This is a genomic window from Halocatena salina, assembly GCF_023115355.1.
Taxonomy (GTDB): Archaea; Halobacteriota; Halobacteria; order Halobacteriales; family Haloarculaceae; genus Halocatena; species Halocatena salina.
On the sequence record NZ_CP096019.1, the window covers coordinates 263,332 to 284,409 of the forward strand.

The following is a 21,078-nucleotide window of genomic DNA, read 5'->3' on the forward strand; positions in this document are numbered from 1 at the left end:
GGATGGCAGTCCGCGATGGCAGCGGTAAGTTTCATATAGATGTCATCGATGTCGGACAGGCTGATAGCATCCTGCTTGAAGGTCCGGACGGAACTACGATGCTCGTTGATTCAGGACATTGGCATGATGAGGGTGAACATGTCCTTGATCATCTCAATGAGAGCGAGATAGATCACCTCGATTATCTCGTGGCAACTCATGATGATTGGGATCACATTGGTGGACACGCCGATATCATCGATGAATTCGGCTCTGACGGAATTGGAACAGTGTATAGTCCCGCGAAAGAAGAAGAGGGAAAACGGTCGGCAGCGGTGACTCAATACAAGACGGCACTGGCAGAGAATGGAATAAAGGAAAACCAACTCCATGCGGAGTCTGCTGCGCTTGATCTCGATGGCGTAACCATCGATATACTCAATCCCTCAGAAGAAATTGACAGTAAAGCACGAAACGAAAACAGTGTCGTCATGCAAGCCACGTACGGAAAGCAAAGTATTCTACTGGCTGGCGATATTAAAGGGAAGGCTGAAACACAACTCGTCGAAAAACATGCTGAGCAACTCAGTGACGTTGATGTGCTCAAAACCGCTCATCACGGGTCAAAATTTTCGACAGGCGAGGCGTTGTTGGAGACGTGCGAGCCTGAGACCGTCCTGTATTCCCATGCCGAAGAGAGCAAACACGATCACCCGGACACGGAGACAGTCACCCGGACGACACAGGCCGACAACGCACACTCGACGGCCCTTCATGGAACGACTAGCCTGACGTTCGACGGCCAAAATGAGATCGCCGTCGAGCACACGAACGACACGGACCTTCACGATGCCACCGATTTCGCAGCCCTGATCCATTACCACCGAGACAATGACGTGGCCCTTGATGAGATCGACTCGATCGCTCGCAGTGACCTCCTCGCCAGTATTCCTTATGAAATCGTCGACAACGCGTCCATCATCGAGGATTCACAGGCGGTACAAACACTTCAAGACGAGAACGAAGCACTTCAGGACCAACTCGATGAGGCAACTGAAGCGCTCGACGCAAAGGACGACGTGATCGACGCGAAGGACGATGTGATCGACGCAAAAGATAATATAATCGACGAAAAGGACCAGCGGATTGAGCAGTTGCAAAATCGTCTTGCGGCGCTCGAACAAGCCACTAAGGAGTAGACAGCTTCTGAAGAGCAGACTACCTCGAACGCTACAGAGCGGGAACTATCCCCGAAGACGGCTCAAGACAGTCGCGGGTCAGGGCTGGGGAATGGCTCGGAAACGGCGGGCGATCAAACGAACGCGGCCGTGGAGGAGTTCCAGTCGCAGTCCAACAGTAACGGCTCTCAGGCCAGTGTCGGGAGTGAGATGGCAAATAGCTCACCCAAAGACGAGAACCCAGCGGATACAACACACAACACCAGTGAAAGCGATGATGAAGGTGACGACAAAAGCAGTAGAAATAGTCAGTCCCGGCGTCGCCGACGATAGATCGAGTTTATAAGCCAGCTCAGATTCTCAGTCAGATCGTCATGAGGTTCCAGTCATGCATGAATGGCAGCTACAGAATGAACTTGAAATATCCATACGTTCGTAGAATGGGCCGACACGGATTTGAACCTCGGTCAGTTCACTCACATCTGTTCGGTTCCTTCCCTGCTTCAAATCCAGTCCTACTCTTCGCTCACTTCGTTCGCTCATGCGTGGTCCAGATTTGAATTGTGGAGGTCCCAGTTATTAGGACCTCTATTCCTCGAATCCGGGCGCTTTGGAGAGCGATAACAGAAGAGCTTGAACCTCTCTCGCCCCAGCTGGCGAGAGATATGTACCTTGGCACGAGACAACATGAGGTATCTCAAAACATACTGTAAGGAGTCAGGCGACACCATCCGGAATATTGACGGAATACAGTCGATGATGAGGACGAACGATTCGCTCACTCGGTGGTCAGAATATGGTTCTTAAGAGGTAAACACTTGACTGAGCAGCAGAAACTATTGCGAACCAAATATCAAGCTAGATGTACAGCGCGTATCTCGCAAGCTGATCACGTGGGTAATACATTTTGAAAAACAGTCAAAGGCACCAATCGGAGGGCGGACAGTGAAGTGGTATGGTTGAATCGTTTAGTTATTTTATTTTCGCAATTCTTCCCGTGCTTGAAGGGAATACCGATGGGCCAAAACTGTCAAAACAATAAGGAAGCCGATCGCTGAAATCCATTTGGTCATCTCTAAATTTTCGATACCCAGTTCCCCGATTATGATGGATATGAATAGCCCAGTAAGGATAGTAATCATTAACGGGAGTCTTGGGTTTACTTCTTCGAACATGATTGGGAACATGAATAGGATGTATAAATAGCTGTGGATAATTGCGGAATATTTTTATATTGAATAGCCAAACATAGATTATGTTTGATGAATTTGACCCCGGACTCCCAATGATGGTGACATTCCTTGTGGGTTTGTTCCTTACCATCGTGTGGGTTGATGTACAACCAAAGACGCATTTGGCCCTCTCTTTTGCTTCTATCATTGGTTTCTATATCATATTAGGAGTCATATCCTTCAGATATCACTGCGTGGCGAAGGATGTTATCCTTTCAGGTCAAACGACTGATGGGGATTGAATTCCACCGTTGGTCCTGACTATGATGCTGTGATGAATATAGCGGTAAGTACGCAAAATAAGAAGACACGAGCCCACGCTGAAAGCCCTTCATCAGGACCCCAAGTCCTGATTAGCAGCTGAGCTTTGCTCGGCGAGCCCTCAACGACCGAAACCAAAGGCCGAGCAAGGGCGAGCGAGCAGAGCGGAAGGATGTCACATGTGGATGAGTTCCAGATGGGGAGCAGCGCAGGTCAGGCTCTCACGAAATAGATTCCGAAATGACAGGTGCAAATCACTGTGTTGTAGTGGTCTGTGTCGAATGAAAACCGTTCAGCAAAAGCATGGGCCGACACGGATTTGAACCTCGGTCAGTCCACTCACTTCGTTCGTTTCCTTCCCTGATTCAAATCCGCTTACTCCAACGATATGTACACATCAACAGAAGTACAGAAAGTGATGACGAATTTGAAAATATGGGCCGACACGGATTTGAACCGTGGACCTCCCGGTTATCAGCCGAGCGCTCAACCTAACTGAGCTATCGGCCCGCGAACGCATTCATCCGTACTGCCCAGTCCCGTTTAAACCTTACCAAAACAAATTCCGGGGAGGGCCGTTTGCTCATCGGAAACGACCCACGGAGTGCCACGGTACGATCGTTATACCAGCTCAGTCTTTTTTGCTATCGCCATCGATGCTGTACTCGTCCTCGCCGAGATTGTACGTCGTCGTGGTTTGCTCGTTACTGGCGTTGGCGTTAGGATTCGGAAAGCCACCGGTGTAAACCGTTCCAGTAACGAATCCATCACTTTTGCCGTCGAGATACGGCGTGATGACGTACTTCTGTACCAACAGTCTGACCGGATACCGCGTTGGGGGGATGACGAGGAGCAACCCACAGAGATCGGTAACCAGACCGGGGGTGAGGAAGAAGGCCCCTGCGGCGATGAGTAACGCTCCATCGACGAGTTCAGAATCGGGAATCTCACCATGAGACAGCTTGCGGTTGATCCGCCGGACAGTGTGGCGACCCTCCGCCCGAACGAGCAACATCCCGATGAGAGCCGTCAGTACAACTAGTAGAACCGTCGCAACCGGTCCGATGAGTTGTGCCACCCCGACGAGAAGGACGATGTCCGCAAGCGGGATGAGCAACAGCAGGGCGATGATCCGCTTCATAGCTGGCCTATGATCTCCGGGGGCAAACGTGTTATGTTCCGGTCCGTGATCGGATACATCATCAAACCACACCCGATTCGCCGTGGAAGCCGCCCGGATTACTCGGCGGATTCGTCCGGCTCTTCGCCCTCGATCTCCTCGACGATTTCATCGGCATCAACGTCGACATCGTCGAGCGCTTCTTCGATGTCGCCGCCGCCAGCACCGCCCATCATTCCGGGCATACCCATTCCGCCCATCGGGCTGTCGTCGATGATCTCCTGAACGACGACGCGGTCGATCCCGGTCTGATCGATGAGCTGCTGGGCGATCTGCTGTTTCTGGAACATCCATTGCTGGTTCATCGCCAGCTGCGGGGTCGATTCGATGTACAGCGATTTCTTCTCGACGGTGACCGTCTCGTATTCGGGTTCAGCCTCGTCTTCGTCTTCATCTTCGCTTTCGACCGGCTGTTGTTCTTCGACCTCGTCGGTTTGGATCTCCATATCGAGATCGATGTCGAAGAACATGCCCATGAGACCCTCAGCGCGTTCGAGATCGTCTTCGACCTGCTCGACGATCTCGTACTCGTACTCGATGTCCTCGCCAGCGAGCGGATGGTTGAAGTCGACGCGGGCGCGACCGCCGATGATGGTTTCGAGGTATCCCTGTTGTTGATCGATCTGCACCTGTGCGCCGGGATAACGGTCGTCTTCTGGGATCTTTTCGGCGCTCACGGTACGCACTTCTTCCTGATCGTACTCCCCGAAGGCTTCTTCGGAGGGGATGGTAACCGAGCCGCTGTCACCGACCTCTTTGCCGATGATGTCCTCTTCGACGCCCGGGAAGATGTGTTCGGAACCGAGAACGATGACGCGCGGCTCGAAGGTTTGATCCTCCCCAACCCCTTCTTCTTCTGCGACTTCCTCGTCGGTCGTATCGACCAATGATCCGTCCTCGACCGTGCGGGCAGTGTATGCGAGACGGACGAAATCGTCCTCTTGCAGCCCCGTCCTGTTCTGTTCGGTCGCCTCCGGCGACTCCGCTTCGGTTTCTGCATCAGATCCTGCGTTCGTCTCTTCTGGTTCGCCAGTCATATCGAATACGTCTTCCGATACGCCCTTAACCGTCACGTTTCCATTGACAGCGTGTGCGCAACTGCCACGCTCACGGCGACAGTGTTTCCAAACCCAACCGACAGTAACCATGTACGAAGTCGAAGTGAAGGTGAAAGCGTCCCACGACCGTGTACAGGCCCGATTGGCAGCAGCCGACGCCACTCACACGGCGACGGTCGAACAGACCGACACCTACTACGATGCCCCTCATCGGGAGTTCGAGGCGACTGACGAAGCGCTTCGCATCAGAACCGAGCGCACACTCGAACCCGAGACAGGAACCGAGACGCGTCTCACCTACAAAGGCCCACGCATCGACGACGCATCGAAAACGCGCGCGGAGATCGAAACGGGGGTAGCGAGCCACGAACAGCTCGCAGGCATCCTCGAAAACCTCGGGTTCACCCCTGCGGCAACCGTCGAGAAGACGCGCGATCGGTATGTGATCAACGCCTACACCGTTACGCTCGATGCAGTCGACGGTCTCGGAACGTTCGTCGAGGTCGAAACCGAACTCGAACCCGACGCGACCACTGAGGCGATCGAAACTGCGCGTGAAGAAGCGTTCTCGCTCCTACGAGATCTCGGCCTCGATCCGGATGAAGGGATCCGAACGTCCTACCTCGGTCTGCTCTTGGATAACCAACAGTAATCAAATAGGCTTCGAAGGTTTCCGTAAGTTATAGAACGAATCCGGGCCAACAGCATAAAAATGAGCAGCCGGAACATTCAGGTCGAGCCGATGCGACGGCTGGCTGTCGAAGACCAAGCCGTCGAAATCGTCGAGCGAAAGGGGGTCGGACATCCAGACTCAATCTGTGATGGGGTTGCAGAGCACGTTTCTGAGGCGCTTGCACGGGAGTACCTCGATCGCGTCGGAACAGTGTTGCATTACAACACCGATGAAACGCAGCTCATAGCTGGTTCTACGGCACCGGCGTTCGGTGGTGGTGAAGTGACCACTCCGATTCGTCTTCTCATCGTGGGCCGGGCGACGCGGGAGTACGATGGAACGACGATTCCGACGGAAACGATCGCACTGAAAGCCGCACGGGAGTATCTCGGAACACAGATTCCGGAGTTGGATTTCGGAAGCGACATCGTCGTCGATGTGGAGCTGGGAGAGGGCAGCGGCGACCTCCGGGAAGTGTTCGGAGAATCAGGCCGACAGATCCCGATGGCGAACGATACGAGCTTTGGCGTCGGGCACGCGCCGCTCACCGAGACCGAGCGCATCGTCAGATCGACCGAACGACGCCTGAACACCGAGTACGCGAGCGATCATCCCGAAGTCGGCACCGACATCAAGGTGATGGGGAAACGCGAAGGGGATCGGATCGACGTCACGGTGGCAGCGGCAATGATCGACGCCCACCTTGAGGACATGGCGGCTTACCGGACGTCGGTTCGGGAGATGCGTGAGTACGTCCATGAGTTGGCAAGAGAGCTCACCGATCGGTCAGTAACAGTCCACGTCAACACTGCTGACGACTACGAGGAAGGCGCGATTTATCTCACGACGACCGGCACCAGCGCAGAGCAAGGCGACGACGGATCGGTCGGTCGGGGGAACCGCGCCAACGGACTGATCACGCCGAACCGATCGATGAGCATGGAAGCGACCAGCGGTAAAAATCCTGTCAACCATATCGGTAAGATCTACAACCTCCTTTCGACAGAGATCGCCGACAGAGTTGTAACGGAGGTCGATGGGATCCGTGAGATCCGGATTCGGTTGCTCTCACAGATCGGCCAGCCGATCGACCATCCACACGTCGCTGACGGAGCGGTCGTCACTGAATCGGACGTGTCGTTGGATGAGATCGAAGCGGATATCACCGCGATCATCGACGAGGAACTGGCGAACATCACGGCACTTACCGAACGAGTCATCGCTGGTGAGCTGGCGACGTTCTGAGAACGGAAACCGCTTTAGCGTCCCTCCGTGAAACCCATGCTATGACCCGGGTCTGTCTCGTTGGGCGTGAGAGTCACGATCTCCACACCGAACTGGTGTCCCGACAGACCGCCCGCAAAGCACTTTCAACGTACCATCTCGAACGTCCGTACGCCAACACCGTTGCGATCGAGACGATCAGCCTCGGTGCGGCCGTTTCGTTTTGTAACGATCTGAGCTGGTATCTTGCTCGCTTTGCCGCGGCCGCCCTCGTTCTCGAACCGTCCGTCAGTGAGACGGAGTGGCTTTCACAGGAGCTTGCGACCGCCATCCGCGATGGGACGATCTCACCCGAGGAACACACGCCCCACCGCGTGGTGTACGGCGTCGTGAGCGATGAGGACGGCCCACCCTGTCTCGTCGATCCGACGTACACGACAGTTACCGACGGAAGGGCCCCGGAGTACGATCAACACGACGTGGACGAAACAGTTGTGGTCCGTATCACCGAATCGGAAGACCGACCGTAGCACAGGCGAACGGTTTGTGCGCCGCTCACGTAGTTGGCGTATGGTAGGTTCGAGACGAACGGTCCGTGTCGGTAGCGCGGCTGTTTCGTACATCGTCTCCGGGCGGAAGGACGCGCCGGCAGTCGTTCTGTTACACGGCGGGGGATTCGACGCGACAACGGTTTCCTGGCGAGATGTTCGTCCTGCGCTATCAGAATCGTTTCGCGTGTACGCGCTGGACTGGCCTGGATACGGGGAAAGTGATCCGCCGGAGCGGACGCCGACGACCGAGTATTACATCGAGGTGCTCGATGGGTTTCTCGACGCCGTCGGTATCGAGCAGCCGGCATTGCTCGGCGTCTCTCTCGGGGGCGGAATTGCGCTTGGCTACGCGCTCGCTCACCCTACACGGGTCCGCCGACTGGTCGCCGTCGACAGCTACGGCTTGGGCAGCACTGTTCCGGGCCACCCGATCACGACGTCGATCGTCGGGTCAGTCCTATCTACGCCGCTGTGGTGGCTCATCCGCCGAAGTCGTCTACTGGCGTTGTTGAGCATCTGGCTCGTCATTCACCCACCCAACCTCACTACTGAGTTGTTCGACGACGTGCTCGTACAGCTCGATCGACCGGACGCGACGAACGCGTGGCAGGCGTTCCAGCGAGCGGAACTCGGTCGCTGGGGTGTTCAGACCAACTACGTCGACGTGCTTCCCGCTCTCTCGGTGCCCACGTTGTTCGTCCACGGTGAACAGGATGCGTTGGTGCCCGTCGAATGGGCACAGAGAGCAGCTATGCTCGTTCCGTGCAGCGATCTTCGCGTTCTTTCTGCGTGTGGCCACTGGGCACCCCGGGAGCGCCCCGATGCGGTAGTCGACGTGGCCCGTCCGTTTCTCGTGTCCAGTGACGACCGCGGAAAGTAAGTGTTTATCCACCGGAGGCGGGAGTTCGGATATGACATCGCAGCGGGACGGTGAACGACCGACGGAACCGACTGCTGAGACGACCTCAGAGCAACCGTCGGGATCCGGCGACGTAGCGGAGATCGGCTCCCCAGAGGCGTTCGACCAGTTGGGAACGATCGGTATCGAAGAGGAGTTTTACGTCGTCGACGAGCGTGGTCGGCCGACGTCAGGAACGGATGAACTCGTCTATGAGAGCACGCCACCGGCGATCCTCGAAGAGCGACTGGATCACGAGCTGTTCAAATGCGTCATCGAGACACAGACGCCGGTGATCGAACGGCTTGACAGCGCCGAGGACACGCTCCGGACGGTTCGGGCTGCGCTGGTCGATCACGCCGAGGCGCACGGCTACACCATTGCGGCTGCCGGACTCCATCCAGCCGCGAAGTGGCGCGAGCTTGAACACGCACAGAAGCCCCGATACCGATCCCAACTCGACCGCATTCAGTATCCGCAACACCGCAATACGACGACGGGGCTACACGTCCACGTCGGCGTCGATGACGCGGACAAGGCAACGTGGATCGCAAACCGACTCCGGTGGCATCTTCCAATTATGCTCGCACTGTCGGCGAACTCTCCGTTTTGGAACGGCTACGACACCGGACTCGCATCTGCGCGGGCGAAAATCTTCGAAGGGCTTCCAAACACCGGAATGCCGACGGCGTTCGACTCTTTCGAGGAGTTTCTCGATCTCGAACGACGGATGATTGATACTGGTTCGATTCGGGACCGGGGGGAACTGTGGTACGAGGTGCGGCCCCACTCCGTCCACGGGACCGTCGAGATCCGGACACCTGACGCACAGGCCGACCCGGAGCGCGTGCTCGCGTTCGTCGAATACACCCACGCGCTCGTCATGGACTACGCCGCGCGCTATGAGGACGGCGAACACAGCGAGTCCACAAGACACCGGCGGGAAACGCTCGACGAGAACAAGTGGCGGGCGATCCGCTCCGGTCACGACGCGTCGTTTATCGACCGCGACTGTACGGGGGTCGTCGATCTCGGGGAGGCCGTCGAGCGAGAGTGTGAACGGCTCGGCATCACCGGTCTTCGACGACTGTATGAAGCAGAAAGCGGCGCACAACGACAGCGGCGCATCCACCGCGAGCGCGGTCTCGATGCCCTCTGTCGGACACTCACGCTGTAGACTACTCGTAGGTGAGCGTCATGCCGCCATCGAACAGCAGATCACCGCCGTTTAGGTGCGTGGCGTGTTTCGAAAAGCCGAACACGAACAGGTTTGCGACGTCGATCGGCGTCATCATCTCCGTCGTTCGTGCCTGTCCAAGCATCACGTCCTCGATTACCTCCTCGACGGAGAGCCCCCTCTGGTCGGCCGTATCCGAGAGCTGATCGGTGACGAGCGGCGTCTTCACGTAGCCCGTGCTGACCGAAAACGAGCGAACCATTCCGTTCCCCTCAGCCGCGATCGATTGGGTCAGTCCTCGAAGCCCGAACTTCGTGATGTTGTACGCGACCTTATCGGCGGTGACGTAGTGACCGTGGGCCGAACACATATTGCCGACACAACCGACACCGTCATCGGTCGATCGCATGTGGGGCAGACACAGTTTCGAAAGATACAGCGGTGCCCTGAGCATGATTCGGTGCATTGCGTCGTAGATATCCATCGGGAACTCCTCGATCGGATCGATGTGTTGGAGCCCGGCGACGTTGGCGAGATACCGGATAGATCCGTGATCGGCCGCCGCTGTGACGATGCGCTGTAAATCTTCATCGTTGGTGAGATCGGCACTCACTCGTTCAAATCTGCCATCGAGATCGAGGGCAGTTACTCGGTCGGCAGTCTCGTCGAGACCCGCATCGTCGATATCGGTTCCGACGACGGTCATCCCGTTGCCCGCCAGTGCGAGAGCTATCGCTCGTCCGATCCCGGAGCCAGCCCCCGTCACGATACAAACGGTTGTATCGGTGAAACGCTCGTCATCGATCCGGAGGATCTCATCGGCCGAGACCGTCGGTGGGGCGACCTGCTGTTCGTTTGCTGATTCAGCCATCGCCGCATTGTTCGAGAGAATCAGGCGAAAAACACGGGGTTCATATGTAAACGACACTGTGATCGATGACAACCCTTATTATTCATGGTTAGGAATGAGAAATGATATGATCTCGGTAACAATGGACATGGTGCAGTACGACTGTCCGTACATCGACGTGACCGACGACATCGACGTGTCGTTTCACACGATGCATTGGGATTTCAACACTGCTCAGGAGGAACTCGAGACACGGATCCTCATCACAGGAGCGGATCGCGGTGCGCTGACAAACGGGTTCGAGGCGTTACAACACCACGAGGGGATGATGGGGTTCGAGTTGCTCTCGCGGCACGGCGAGACGGCAGTGATCAAATCGTCCATCGGTCAGACGAACGCGATGGGAACGATCCGAAAACACGACGGCTACATCACCGGGCCGTTCCAGATTCGTGATGGAAGCGAGCGCTGGAGCGTCGGCTTCGACACGGATATGGCCGCTGACGCCGCCTTGTCCGACCTCTCGACGAAAAACGATTTCAGGGTGGAAGCACGGAATGATACGTCGTTCGAAGAGTATCTCGACGTCATCCAACACATCGACGCGGCGAAAGGGTTCCTTGATGTGTGTCGAGAGCTTTCCGACACCGAACGCCAGACGCTCAAGGCGGCAGTCGAAGGTGGGTACTTTCGGACGCCACGCGATGCGACGCTCGAAACGCTGACCGATGTGTTCGACATTTCGAAGACAGGAGTTTCGAAGAACTTGCGGCGTGCCGAGCGGAAGGTCCTCAATCGGGCAGTCAGTCTGTTTTCGTCGGTCGACACGGACGAGCATCGGGAGTAGCGCACGGAAAAACCGGGATCAGAGACGACGATCATACCAGTCGTGGCGTTTTGATCGTGATACCGACGTGGGAGAGTTCGGGTCGATTCTGGAGTGTCCGGACGACATCGGCGGGTGACGCCCGCGAACGCGTGCTGTACAGTTCGACCGTGGTTGTGTCGTCGTCGACCCACGTCACCGTCAGCATGGTGCGCCGGAGCCAAGATCGTTCTCGAAGACGAACGGAGCGAAGTGACGCGAGCGATACCGCGAAATTCCGTTGGTCGAGTGCTAACGCCGCCTCGGGGGACGTACGCTTGAGTTGTTGACGACCGCGTTCACCCGTGTCTGCTCGTAAGAGAAGTGATTTGAACGACTCGCCGACGAAACACCAGATGATACGGCGGTCGGTCACGAGCAGTTCCCAGAACGCGAGCGATGTCGGTCGCCGCTGGAACCAGCCTGTAAACCGGGAAAGACGCTGTTCGTTCGTCGTCATCGTTCGATAAGGATGGCGATATCTTCGGGCACTGGCCGATCTTTTTGAGTCACGATCGACACGACGACGAAAAGAACGACAGTGACGAGCAACGCGACCGTTCCGACCGGGAACGACTCCGGAAACGGGTACAGCCCCATGATGATCGTGGCAATACCACCGAATCCGGCCGTCTCGGCGATTCGCGGCACGGCGCTGTAAAACAGGTTGATCCCCAAACCACTGACGAGCGCGGTGATCGCTCCTTCCTTGGTCGCACCAGTCCAGTTCAATCCGAGCGCCACGACAGCGAAAAACGTCGCTGCAAAAAACCCCCACCCGATGGTGCCGAGGATACCAACTAGCGTCTCCGAGAAGTAGACGATGAGCGTCGAGACGAGGACGATGCCCGCGAGAGCGGCCTGAGTCACTCGGAGCTCCGCCGTGTCGTCTTCGATCGGTCGTCCCAGTGCGTGGGGGAGGTCCCGGGAGATGGCCGCTGCGCCGATATTGAGAAACGAGTCGCTCGTGCTCATGATTGCCGCCAACAGCGCCGCCAGGATGAGCCCGGCCACGACGCCGGGCGTGTGTTCGAGTACGAACACCGGTCCCACGACGGAAGCGCTGTTCGGGGCTGCGGTCTGCCCGGCTTCGACCATCGCACGCATCGACAGTCCGGTCGAAAACGCGAGTAGGCTCGATATCGCATACGTCACTGCGGCGATCGGTGCACCCCACCGGAGGATACGGATATTCCGACTCATGTAGAACTTGGTTATCAGGTGTGGCTGTCCGGCTGCCCCGAGAGAAAACAGGATCCACCAGCCGAGCGCCGTGAAGATCGTTGGAACGGGAGCATCTATCGCTCCAAACGGTGAAATGAACGCCGGATCGGTGCTCGCAAGCGATCGGGAGATGGACTCCATGCCGCCACCAAACGAGAGCGCAAAGACGAAAACGAGAGCCGAACCGATGATCATCGTGATGGCTTGGACGAAGTCCGTCCAGACGCCTGCGATCATGCCGCCGAGAACACTGTACAACAGGAGAACGAACGCGCCACCGAACAGACCCCACAGTACTGGCAGGCCGAAGATCGCCCGCATCACGTACTGCAACGCCGCGAGGTTGGTCGCAAGATAGGCCATCACACCGATGATGACCGCGACAGCCGTCAGTCCCTGCACCCACGCGCTCTCATACCGGGCGTACATCCCATCGGCGAGCGTCAACACGTCCCGAACGTCAGCCAACAGGCGCATCCGTTTGGCCAGCAGCACCCACGTGACGACGAATCCCAGTGGAGCGGTGAAAAAGATCCACAGAGCTGTCGTTCCAAACGAATAGATGAGCTCTGGACCTCCCACGAATCCAAACCCGGATTGGACGACTGAGAACGCTGTCAACGCGAGTACCCACGTCCCGACGCTCTTACCAGTAATGAGAAAATCCGCGGTGCTCTCGGTCTGAAGGTAGCCCCAGACGCCGATCCCGAGCACCAGCAGAAGATAGACGCCCCCGAACAGCAACACGTACGGGCTATCCGTGATCGGTATCTCCTGCAACGGAACTGTCGGTGAGACCGGCATCATCGCTTTCGGTCTGCCGTCTCGCTTTCATTGCGATCCGTCTCCTCTCGAGACGTTTCTCGTGCTCTCCTCCCACTCGGGGCTGTACTGGATTCCAACGTTGTCCGAGACGAAGACCCTTCGCCGTCGGCTTCGGAACGAGATGGAACGAGAGGATACTGCGCTGTTCGTTGTGCTCGTCTGCTGTCACGTATGATGTCATCAACGATCTGGTCACTCCCGATCGACGGAAACACGAGCGCGTAATACACCGCACCCAGGATCGGAAGCAACCAGAGAAAGACGACGTACGTCATCGTTGAGGTGGGCAACCCGAGCAGATACGTGTAGTCCGTCGTTCCGGGGTGCCAACTGGACCAGATCCCTGTCAACCCGATGAAGAAGATCGTACCCAGACCGAGTACCAACCGAGAGTACGGTGCAAGATCCAGTTCGCTGTCGTTTCGTTCGAGCGATGCTGTTCCGAGAACCGCGACGATAAACACCGCCGCGACGTACGAAAACAGGCGATACCTCCCGACACTTCCTGTGAGTAACAGACACCCCCCGAGGAGAGCGATCACGCTCATTAGTCCGTTTCGAGCTTTTCGCGTTGACTGTGTTCGTGCAGTCTCCATTCGTAGCTGTATCAGGAAGCAACGATCGAAAAATGATAGGTTGATATATGAACGATGGACGACATCGATGCTGTCCGGCACGGAAAGCGGCGTCTTCTATCAGTAGACCCCTTGGAAACGCAGGCCCCACCAACTCTGTAAATTATTGTGAATATAATCCATAGGTGATCTTTCGCAAACAATTCAGGCTGACTGACCCGTACAAGCAAGGGTTTTTATCCGAGAGTTTCGTCAACATGCACAGTGGCTGAGCCATGTCCCCGAACAACACACGAGATGAACGTCGGATAGATGCCGAACAGAGCGATTCTGTCCATCCGCGGCTCAGACGGAGTGCCGCCATAGGGGAGGTGGACGAATCCCTCGTCGAGTTGCTGACGTGGATACTTGGCACCGATACGCGCGCTCGGATTTATCTGTACCTCCGTCAACAGCCCGGAGCGACGAGCGAGGAGATCGCAACGGGGACGGGGTTGTATCCGAGCACCGTACGGGAGTCGCTCGCAGTACTACATGAGGAGGACACTGTCGATCGGTATGAGCGCGAGCTGAACGACGAGGAGGAGCGACGGTACGTCTATGAAAGCATTCCTCCAACGGAGTTAGTACTCGACATTCTCGAACCGATACAGGAGAGACTGAACACGGTGTTCGTACTTGATGAGCTACTCGGCGTCAAGGACGGTATCGATCGGACATCTGCCGCCCAAAAAACCGGTTGTAGGACACCGATACACGAACAACACGGGAAAGATCGAGAGCGAGAATCCACACGACAGCCCATCTCGATCACCGTCACGGATGCTCCGTCTCGCTCCGAGGAGGGGTGACAGCACCCTACAGTCGGTGCATGAACCGGAGTCGGAAGTGTACGAGCCGAAGCCACTAAGCCATGGGGGACGCATGACCGAACGTATGCAAGTCGCGTTAGGGGGGACGTTCGATCCGGTTCACGACGGCCATCGGGAGTTGTTTGATAGGGCGTTCCAGCTCGGCGATGTTACTGTCGGTCTCACGAGCGACGAGTTGGCGCCCCAAACCCGTAACGAACAACGCCATATCCGTCCGTTCGAGGAACGGAAACGCGAACTCGAACGCGAACTCGAACGAATTGCTGACCACTGCGGCAGTCAGTTCGAGATCCGACAGCTCGACGAGCCGACCGGTATCGCAACCGAGCCGGGCTTTGAGTATCTCATCGTCTCCCCAGAGACCAAACCGACAGGGAAGACGATCAACCAGATTCGAGCGGACCGAGGTCTCGATCCACTCGAAATCGTCGTCGTTGATCATCTCACGGCCGAGGACGGCGATCGTATTTCGAGTACACGAATCGTGAAGGGTGAAATCGACGAACACGGCGCTCTCACCCCCGAGCGACAGGGACGCCCGGCCTCCGAGCAGTGATGTCACCACTCCGGTGGTCGTAGCCCAGCCGCTTCGATGAGTTCTTTCCAGCGCTGTTGGATCGTCAGCCGTGACACACCGACGGCATCCGCAACGGCCTGTTGTGATCGGCGATCGCCTTCGATGAGTGCGCCGGCGTACAGGCTGGCCGCCACTGTGGCGCGCTTCGATCGTTCAGCGTCGGGAACCGTCGAGAGAAACAGATCCGTTGCGCGTGACCTGACCGTCGTGTCGAGATCTAGCTGCTCGGTCGCTCGTTCGATCTCCGCGAGCCATCGCTCGTTTTCCACCTGCTCCCGAGCGCGGTACATGAATCGCTCTACCGTGACATTGATCAGGATCGGAGTAAATCTTTGTGAGGTGTGGTAGCACACATTCCGACGGTAACGACAGGCTTTTTTCACCCATCGTTGTACGTTCGGGTGCGCGTGGGTAGCCAAGCCAGGAAACGGCGCAGCGCTTAGGACGCTGTCCCGTAGGGGTCCGCCGGTTCAAATCCGGTCCCACGCAGTCTTTTCGAGTGAGCTAGCGAACGAGAAAACGACGAGTAGGGGCAATAAATGGGATATAGACTGATAATTATATATCTTTCACGTTCTCAGCATAGCAGTTAGAACAAGTCATCGGTTGTCTCTGCGTTTTGAACATCACTGAGTGTCGTGTATCGAAGGCTCTGTGGGTACTTGTTCTCATACGGAATTGGAGTTTCGAGTTCGTAGAGCGATCCTTTTTCGAAGACTACGACCATCTTGTCGTCTGCTATCTCGTCTTGGTCTATGTAATCGGACGGCTCTCGCATCAGCGGAGCCGCTTCGGGTGTCATTACAGCGTCCACTGTTGCAAAGTATTTCACAGCTCGAACGTCTCCTGTGATATACATCGCCACGTAATCAAATTCTCTACCAATTCGAGCGAACCCCCACGCTTCGTTTTCCTTGAGAAGGGGAAGACCGGACTCTTTAGCAGGAAAAACCGCGACATTGCTGCTCGGATCTCCATCAATCCCGTTTCGAGCTATCGTACCATTTACGTGGTCTTCGATCGGTTCTGACTGATTAGTGATATTCGGTACTCTTGATTCCCCACTAGAACTGATAGCTGGTTCCTGATTAACAAACTGTCGTTGCTCCTGAAGAACTGAGATGAGACGTTGTACGAACTCCCGAGTCTGTTCTTCAAGATCGATCGTCAGTGCTCCCACTTCCATTTCCACCGTCTCGACAATAGACTCGGTAACATCGCCTTCATTTTCTTGGAAGTGTCGAATCGCTCGGTTCGTCTGTGCGACTTGTTCTGCTATTTCATCGGACTGTCCTGAACGGATTGATTCCTTTGAAAGCAGTTCCAGCACACCGGGATTCTCAGGAAGGTCATTGAGACCGAACTGGACGACAGACACCTCCTCACCGCTGTTCTGCGAGGGAACTTTAGTGAGCACTTCAAACGATTTTCCGTTGGTGAGAAGTCCCCAGTCGACATCGAGTTCCTGTCGCATGTAGCTACGCAACTGCTGAACGTTCTCGTCAGTCAAAGGAGTACGAACAGGCTTTACCTCTACGAACATGACAGGAGTTTCCCCGACAAGGAGAGCATAATCAACGTGGGTGCTACCGGAAGCCATCGGAACGGTGTATTCTAGCACGACTTCGGTTGAGTAGAGATCCCAGCCGAGGAGTCTGAGGAACGGATGAACGAGTTTGACCTTCGAGTTCTCTTCGTCCATTCGAAGTGATGACTCGATGAGCTGTTGACACCGACCTACGTATTCGATAACCGCATCCCGATCCATCGGTCGATATTGAACGGTGAGTATACATATATCACAGGAAGGATGGACACGATCGATCGATCGCGCCCGAACCGCAGTGATCGATGCTCACCCCCCAAGCACGCCGAAGCCGAACATGGGACCGACGAGCAGATGCAGCCCCACGCCGACGAGGAGCGCGGGGACAGTGGTGTAGATCGAGGCGATGATGGCGGCTTTTTTATCCATCGCGATGAGCGGGAACAACGCGTCGCCGTCTTGGCTGATAGCGTTGGCAGTCAGCGCCGAGAAGGGAATGCTCCCCTCCGAATAGGCAGTCGCGAGAACGATCTGTGGGCCACACCCGGGGATCAATCCCAGAGCGGCTCCGGCGACTGGCGTTCCCAGTCCGGCCGCAGCGGCGACTCCAGCGATGTCGAGCGAGAACAACACGACGCTGTACTCATAAACGAGGTACGCGGCCAACACCCAGACGGTGACGAAAGAGGTTTCCATCGCCGCGTGGGTCAACGCCTCCCGCGCGCTATCGAACGCATCACTCGCCTGCTCCATCCGTCCGTGGCCGATGTACCGCCGACCGACGAAGTAGAGATAGAACGAGAGAACGGTGCCGACGATGCCGACCACCGTGAACACACCTGCAAAGCTGGCGTTTGCTACCAGTGGTATCTCAGGGGCACCGCGCACGAGATACATCACGCCTGCGACCAGCGCACCGATTGCGATCACCCACCAGAGCGCGAGTACACCCTGACTCATCTTCGTCATAAACGGTGATTCACGCGTGGCCGACCCGTGGTCACAGCTCTCATCGGGGTAGTGATGCACCTGACTCCCCACACCCGCGGGAGCGTTCGTCTCCGCCTGCACAACGCCGCCGTTAGCCACTGTTCCCCCATCCGTTACGGTGGGGCTGAGTTGGCTCACAGCCTGATCGATGCGGTCGACGCCGAACCCGAACCGGTCGACAGCGTATCCCGACAAGATCGCCACGGCGAATCCGATACCGTAGGCGTATAGCGCCGCCTCAGGAGCGAGCGCAAGGATGACGAACGCCGAATCACCGGCTGTGGCGATGAGTGTCGCCACCACTGTCCCGAACGTCACGCTGCCACGGATGTACAACGGCATCACGACGATCGCACCGCCACACCCCGGCGTCAATCCGAGCAGCGCGCCGACGATCGGCTGTGCGCGACGGTTCGATTCGAGCCATCCGATCAACTGCCCGTCAGTCTTGTACTGGATGTAGCTGAACAGAAACACCGTAATCGCCACGAACGCGCTCACCTGCACGAACCCATCCCGAACGGAGAGGACGAAGATCTCCCACAACTCACCGAGCATAAAGGTCACCTCGACCAGATAGATTAGTCATGTCTAAACCTATCTTTAGCCTACTATCATAAATAACTACCGTGTGGATTATTATACTCGTTCGATATGGGAATACTTTCTCGATCGTAGCACAGTAATGTTGTGCTGGCTGATGTCGAGTATGTCCAAGGCGTATGTCGTCGGGGCGGGACAGTCGGATTTCGGCTCGTTTCCCGAGGAAAGCTATCGGTCGTTGTTCACGACGGCCTATGAGAACGCGCTCGACAGTGTTCCAAGCGGGGTTTCGCCGGGAGATATCGATGAGGCGTACGTCGGTACGCTCGGCGTCGGTGGGCGCCAGCTCGGGCTGTCCGGCCCAGCGGTCACCGAGCACGTCGGCTTGGATGGCGTCCCGTGTACCCGCGTGGAGAACGCGTGTGCTGCGGGCGGGTACGCCGTTCGTCAGGCCGTGATGGCCGTTCGGTCCGGGATGGCGGACGTCGTGCTCGCTGGGGGCTTCGAGGTGATGACGGACGTGTCCGGTGAGTCAGTACGGTACTGGCTCGGTGTGAGCGGTGAAACCGAGTGGGAACGGCTGTCCGGAACGACGTTCGCCGGCGTGTACGCCCAGATGGCCCGCGCGCACATGGAGACGTACGATACGACAGCCGAACAGCTCTCTCGTGTGGCAGTGAAAAACCACGAGAACGGTGCGAAAAACCCCCACGCACACCTGCAGTTTTCCTGTTCGTTGGAGGACGCCCAGTCGGCACCGACCGTTGCGGAGCCGCTCACATTGTACCACTGTTGTCCGACGACGGACGGTGCCGCGTGTGTGCTCATCGTGAGCGAAGACGTGGTCGAACAGTACACTGACGACCGGATCCGGGTAGCTGGTGTCGGGGCGGCAAGCGACGCGGTCGGACTGTTCCAGCGCGAGACGTACACTGGGATTCCTGCGTCCAGACAGGCAGCCACGCGGGCCTACGAGACGGCCGGAATCGGTCCCGAAGACGTTGATTTCGCGGAGGTCCACGACTGCTTTGCGATCGCGGAGCTGCTGGCGTACGAGGATCTGGGGTTCTGTGACCGCGGGCACGCCGGATCGTTCGTCGAGAGCGGCGCGACAGCACTCGATGGCGAGCTTCCGATCAACACATCAGGCGGGTTGAAGTCGAAAGGCCATCCGATCGGTGCGACTGGTACCGGGCAGGTCGTCGAGGTGTTCAAACAACTGTCCGGGCGGGCGGGTGACCGCCAACTCGAAACGCCTCGATACGGACTCACACACAACGTCGGTGGCAGCGGTGGCGCGGCGGTGGTTCACGTCTTCGAGCGCGAGCGCGAACGTGATTCACGGACGACGGAGGTGGACCAATGAGTGAGATCACACGGATCCGGTCTGTCGGTGTCTACACGCCCGCGCTTCGGATCGAGTCCGAATCGTTCGCGGATGCGTGGGGGCAGTTCGATCCGCCGGGAATCGAATCCAAGGCCGTTCCCGATGCTGATGAGGATGCGCTGACGATGGCGGCCGCAGCGGGACGACGAGCACTGACGGCAGCGGGAATCGACGGGGAAGCGATCGACTGGCTTGGCTTTGCGACCACGACGCCACCGCTGGCTGAGGGGGAGCTCACGCCACGGCTCGCGTCGATGCTCGGCGTCAACGAACGGACACGGACACAGACGTTCCTTGGAAGTACGCGTGCTGGCACCCGAGCGTTGCTCGCTGGAGCCTCGTTCGAAACCGCGCTCGTCGTCGCGGCTGACTGTCCCCACGGTGCGCCCGACGAACAACGTGAACACGCTGCCGGCGCGGGTGCGGCGGCGTTCGTGCTTGATCCGGACGGAGGGGCCATAGTCACCGATCACGGCGAGTACGCTACACCGTACCCCGGCACCCGATTTCGATCGAGGGGCGGCGAGCACGTCGAGGAGATCGATATCGGCAGCTACGAACGCCGAGCGTTCTCCGAGACGATTTCTAAAGCCGCCACGTCGGTACCGACCGAGGGGGCGACAGCGGCAGCGGTTCAAGCGCCCAACGGGAAACGACCGTATCGAGTCACGGCTGCACTCGATATCGAACCCGACACAATCAGTACGTGTGCGACCGTCCACGAACTCGGAGACACCGGTGCAGCGAGCGTTCCACTTTCGCTGGCCCACGCGCTCACTGATGGCGATCACGAGACAGTGCTTGCGGCATCGTTCGGCAGCGGCGCTGGTGCGGACGTGTTTCGCATCGAAGTCGAAGTCGAAGACGCGGTGATGAGCGACTGTGCTTTCACCGGCGAGCGAACGCTCACCTATCCCGCCTATCTCCGGCGACGGGGGTCAGTCACCACGTCAGGGATCGATACGGGCGCGGCGTACGTCTCCGTTCCGTCGTGGGAGCGGTCGCTTCCCCAGCGCCACCGGTTGGTAGCAGGACAGTGTCCCGACTGTGGCGACCTCATGTTCCCACCGGAAGGCGCCTGCTCGGGTTGTGGCGAACTCGTGGCGTACGAGCCGATCGAACTGTGGACGACCGGCACCGTCGAAACCGTAACGAACATCGGACGCGGCGGTGCACCGCCCGAATTCGCCGAACACCAAGCGCGTGCTGGCGCGTTCGGCGTGGCGATCGTCCGATTCGAACACGAGGGGAACACCGTCAGCCTTCCCGGCCAACTCACCGAGGAGGCAGCCGTCGGCGAGACCGTCGTCCCGGTCATCAGACACATCTACACCCAAGAGGGTGTCCCGCGATACGGCGTAAAGTTCACGCCGCTCACTGCCCATCGGTGACGCGGTCCACGATCCGACGGGC

Annotated in this window: 20 protein-coding genes and 2 tRNA genes; 12 read left to right on the top strand and 10 right to left on the bottom strand. The window is 57.5% G+C overall.

From position 1 onward, the window contains the following. Positions 1 to 2: 2 nt before the first annotated feature. Complete coding sequence (locus tag MW046_RS01335; protein ID WP_247993776.1) at positions 3 to 1,178, top strand: ComEC/Rec2 family competence protein; 1,176 nt, start codon at positions 3 to 5, stop codon at positions 1,176 to 1,178. A 1,908-nt stretch (positions 1,179 to 3,086) separates the two neighbouring features. Here MW046_RS01335 and MW046_RS01340 read toward each other — a convergent pair. The 3 genes from MW046_RS01340 to MW046_RS01350 form a co-directional block, all read right to left on the bottom strand. Then, a tRNA-Ile gene (locus MW046_RS01340) sits at positions 3,087 to 3,160 on the bottom strand. Positions 3,161 to 3,281: 121 nt separating this feature from the next. Next, the gene (locus MW046_RS01345; protein ID WP_247993777.1) at positions 3,282 to 3,791 is read right to left on the bottom strand and encodes an FxsA family protein; all 510 of its coding nucleotides are present in this window, start codon (positions 3,789 to 3,791) and stop codon (positions 3,282 to 3,284) included. Between the two features lie 98 nt (positions 3,792 to 3,889). Continuing rightward, positions 3,890 to 4,867 carry an FKBP-type peptidyl-prolyl cis-trans isomerase gene (locus MW046_RS01350; protein ID WP_247993778.1) on the bottom strand — a complete coding sequence of 326 codons (978 nt, stop codon included), beginning with the start codon at positions 4,865 to 4,867 and terminating at the stop codon, positions 3,890 to 3,892. Between the two features lie 109 nt (positions 4,868 to 4,976). On the opposite strand from MW046_RS01350, the gene cyaB reads away from it, so the two are divergent. The 5 genes from cyaB to MW046_RS01375 are packed head-to-tail and all read left to right on the top strand — an operon-like array spanning position 4,977 to position 9,411. Continuing rightward, positions 4,977 to 5,540 (top strand): class IV adenylate cyclase, encoded by a 564-nt coding sequence (gene cyaB, locus MW046_RS01355; RefSeq protein ID WP_247993779.1) that lies wholly within the window; start codon positions 4,977 to 4,979, stop codon positions 5,538 to 5,540. 60 nt (positions 5,541 to 5,600) lie between these two features. Further along, complete coding sequence (locus tag MW046_RS01360; RefSeq protein WP_247993780.1) at positions 5,601 to 6,806, top strand: methionine adenosyltransferase; 1,206 nt, start codon at positions 5,601 to 5,603, stop codon at positions 6,804 to 6,806. A gap of 41 nt (positions 6,807 to 6,847) precedes the next feature. Next, positions 6,848 to 7,315, top strand: a complete 468-nt coding sequence (locus MW046_RS01365; RefSeq protein ID WP_247993781.1) for a DUF5804 family protein — start codon at positions 6,848 to 6,850, stop codon at positions 7,313 to 7,315. Between the two features lie 40 nt (positions 7,316 to 7,355). Next, the gene (locus MW046_RS01370; protein WP_247993782.1) at positions 7,356 to 8,216 is read left to right on the top strand and encodes an alpha/beta fold hydrolase; all 861 of its coding nucleotides are present in this window, start codon (positions 7,356 to 7,358) and stop codon (positions 8,214 to 8,216) included. Between the two features lie 31 nt (positions 8,217 to 8,247). After that, on the top strand, positions 8,248 to 9,411 hold the full coding sequence (locus MW046_RS01375; protein WP_247993783.1) for a glutamate--cysteine ligase: 1,164 nt from the start codon (positions 8,248 to 8,250) through the stop codon (positions 9,409 to 9,411). Position 9,412: 1 nt separating this feature from the next. Here MW046_RS01375 and MW046_RS01380 read toward each other — a convergent pair whose 3' ends face one another. Then, the gene (locus MW046_RS01380) at positions 9,413 to 10,282 is read right to left on the bottom strand and encodes an SDR family oxidoreductase (protein ID WP_247993784.1); all 870 of its coding nucleotides are present in this window, start codon (positions 10,280 to 10,282) and stop codon (positions 9,413 to 9,415) included. A 106-nt stretch (positions 10,283 to 10,388) separates the two neighbouring features. On the opposite strand from MW046_RS01380, the gene MW046_RS01385 reads away from it, so the two are divergent. Then, complete coding sequence (locus tag MW046_RS01385) at positions 10,389 to 11,108, top strand: helix-turn-helix domain-containing protein (protein ID WP_247993785.1); 720 nt, start codon at positions 10,389 to 10,391, stop codon at positions 11,106 to 11,108. Between the two features lie 31 nt (positions 11,109 to 11,139). Here the strand turns inward: MW046_RS01385 and MW046_RS01390 are convergent, their stop codons facing one another. From MW046_RS01390 to MW046_RS01400, 3 genes are read right to left on the bottom strand one after another with little or no spacing between them, the layout of a single operon-like run. Then, positions 11,140 to 11,586 carry a hypothetical protein gene (locus MW046_RS01390; protein ID WP_247993786.1) on the bottom strand — a complete coding sequence of 149 codons (447 nt, stop codon included), beginning with the start codon at positions 11,584 to 11,586 and terminating at the stop codon, positions 11,140 to 11,142. Next, complete coding sequence (locus tag MW046_RS01395) at positions 11,583 to 13,157, bottom strand: sodium/proline symporter (RefSeq protein WP_247993787.1); 1,575 nt, start codon at positions 13,155 to 13,157, stop codon at positions 11,583 to 11,585. The genes MW046_RS01390 and MW046_RS01395 overlap by 4 nt, the downstream gene beginning before the upstream one ends. After that, positions 13,154 to 13,723 (bottom strand): hypothetical protein, encoded by a 570-nt coding sequence (locus MW046_RS01400; protein ID WP_247993788.1) that lies wholly within the window; start codon positions 13,721 to 13,723, stop codon positions 13,154 to 13,156. Before MW046_RS01400 ends, MW046_RS01395 begins: the two co-directional genes overlap by 4 nt. Before the next feature lie 302 nt (positions 13,724 to 14,025). Here MW046_RS01400 and MW046_RS01405 point away from each other — a divergent pair, with 302 nt between their 5' ends. Together MW046_RS01405 and MW046_RS01410 are read left to right on the top strand one after the other, a co-directional pair. Then, positions 14,026 to 14,601, top strand: a complete 576-nt coding sequence (locus tag MW046_RS01405; RefSeq protein ID WP_247993789.1) for a winged helix-turn-helix domain-containing protein — start codon at positions 14,026 to 14,028, stop codon at positions 14,599 to 14,601. 85 nt (positions 14,602 to 14,686) lie between these two features. Continuing rightward, on the top strand, positions 14,687 to 15,178 hold the full coding sequence (locus MW046_RS01410) for a phosphopantetheine adenylyltransferase (protein ID WP_247993790.1): 492 nt from the start codon (positions 14,687 to 14,689) through the stop codon (positions 15,176 to 15,178). A gap of 2 nt (positions 15,179 to 15,180) precedes the next feature. Here the strand turns inward: MW046_RS01410 and MW046_RS01415 are convergent, their stop codons facing one another. Continuing rightward, on the bottom strand, positions 15,181 to 15,489 hold the full coding sequence (locus MW046_RS01415; protein ID WP_247993791.1) for a transcription initiation factor IIB family protein: 309 nt from the start codon (positions 15,487 to 15,489) through the stop codon (positions 15,181 to 15,183). Positions 15,490 to 15,604: 115 nt separating this feature from the next. On the opposite strand from MW046_RS01415, the gene MW046_RS01420 reads away from it, so the two are divergent. After that, positions 15,605 to 15,688, top strand: a tRNA-Leu gene (locus tag MW046_RS01420). A gap of 100 nt (positions 15,689 to 15,788) precedes the next feature. On the opposite strand, the gene MW046_RS01425 is transcribed toward MW046_RS01420, so the two are convergent. Together MW046_RS01425 and MW046_RS01430 are read right to left on the bottom strand one after the other, a co-directional pair. After that, positions 15,789 to 16,967 carry a DUF8743 domain-containing protein gene (locus MW046_RS01425; RefSeq protein WP_247993792.1) on the bottom strand — a complete coding sequence of 393 codons (1,179 nt, stop codon included), beginning with the start codon at positions 16,965 to 16,967 and terminating at the stop codon, positions 15,789 to 15,791. Positions 16,968 to 17,054: 87 nt separating this feature from the next. Then, positions 17,055 to 18,293 (bottom strand): putative manganese transporter, encoded by a 1,239-nt coding sequence (locus tag MW046_RS01430; RefSeq protein WP_247993793.1) that lies wholly within the window; start codon positions 18,291 to 18,293, stop codon positions 17,055 to 17,057. A 151-nt stretch (positions 18,294 to 18,444) separates the two neighbouring features. Between MW046_RS01430 and MW046_RS01435 the strand changes: the two genes are divergently transcribed. Beyond that, the gene (locus MW046_RS01435; RefSeq protein WP_247993794.1) at positions 18,445 to 19,644 is read left to right on the top strand and encodes a thiolase domain-containing protein; all 1,200 of its coding nucleotides are present in this window, start codon (positions 18,445 to 18,447) and stop codon (positions 19,642 to 19,644) included. Further along, positions 19,641 to 21,056 carry a zinc ribbon domain-containing protein gene (locus MW046_RS01440; RefSeq protein WP_247993795.1) on the top strand — a complete coding sequence of 472 codons (1,416 nt, stop codon included), beginning with the start codon at positions 19,641 to 19,643 and terminating at the stop codon, positions 21,054 to 21,056. Before MW046_RS01435 ends, MW046_RS01440 begins: the two co-directional genes overlap by 4 nt. Positions 21,057 to 21,078: the final 22 nt, after the last annotated feature.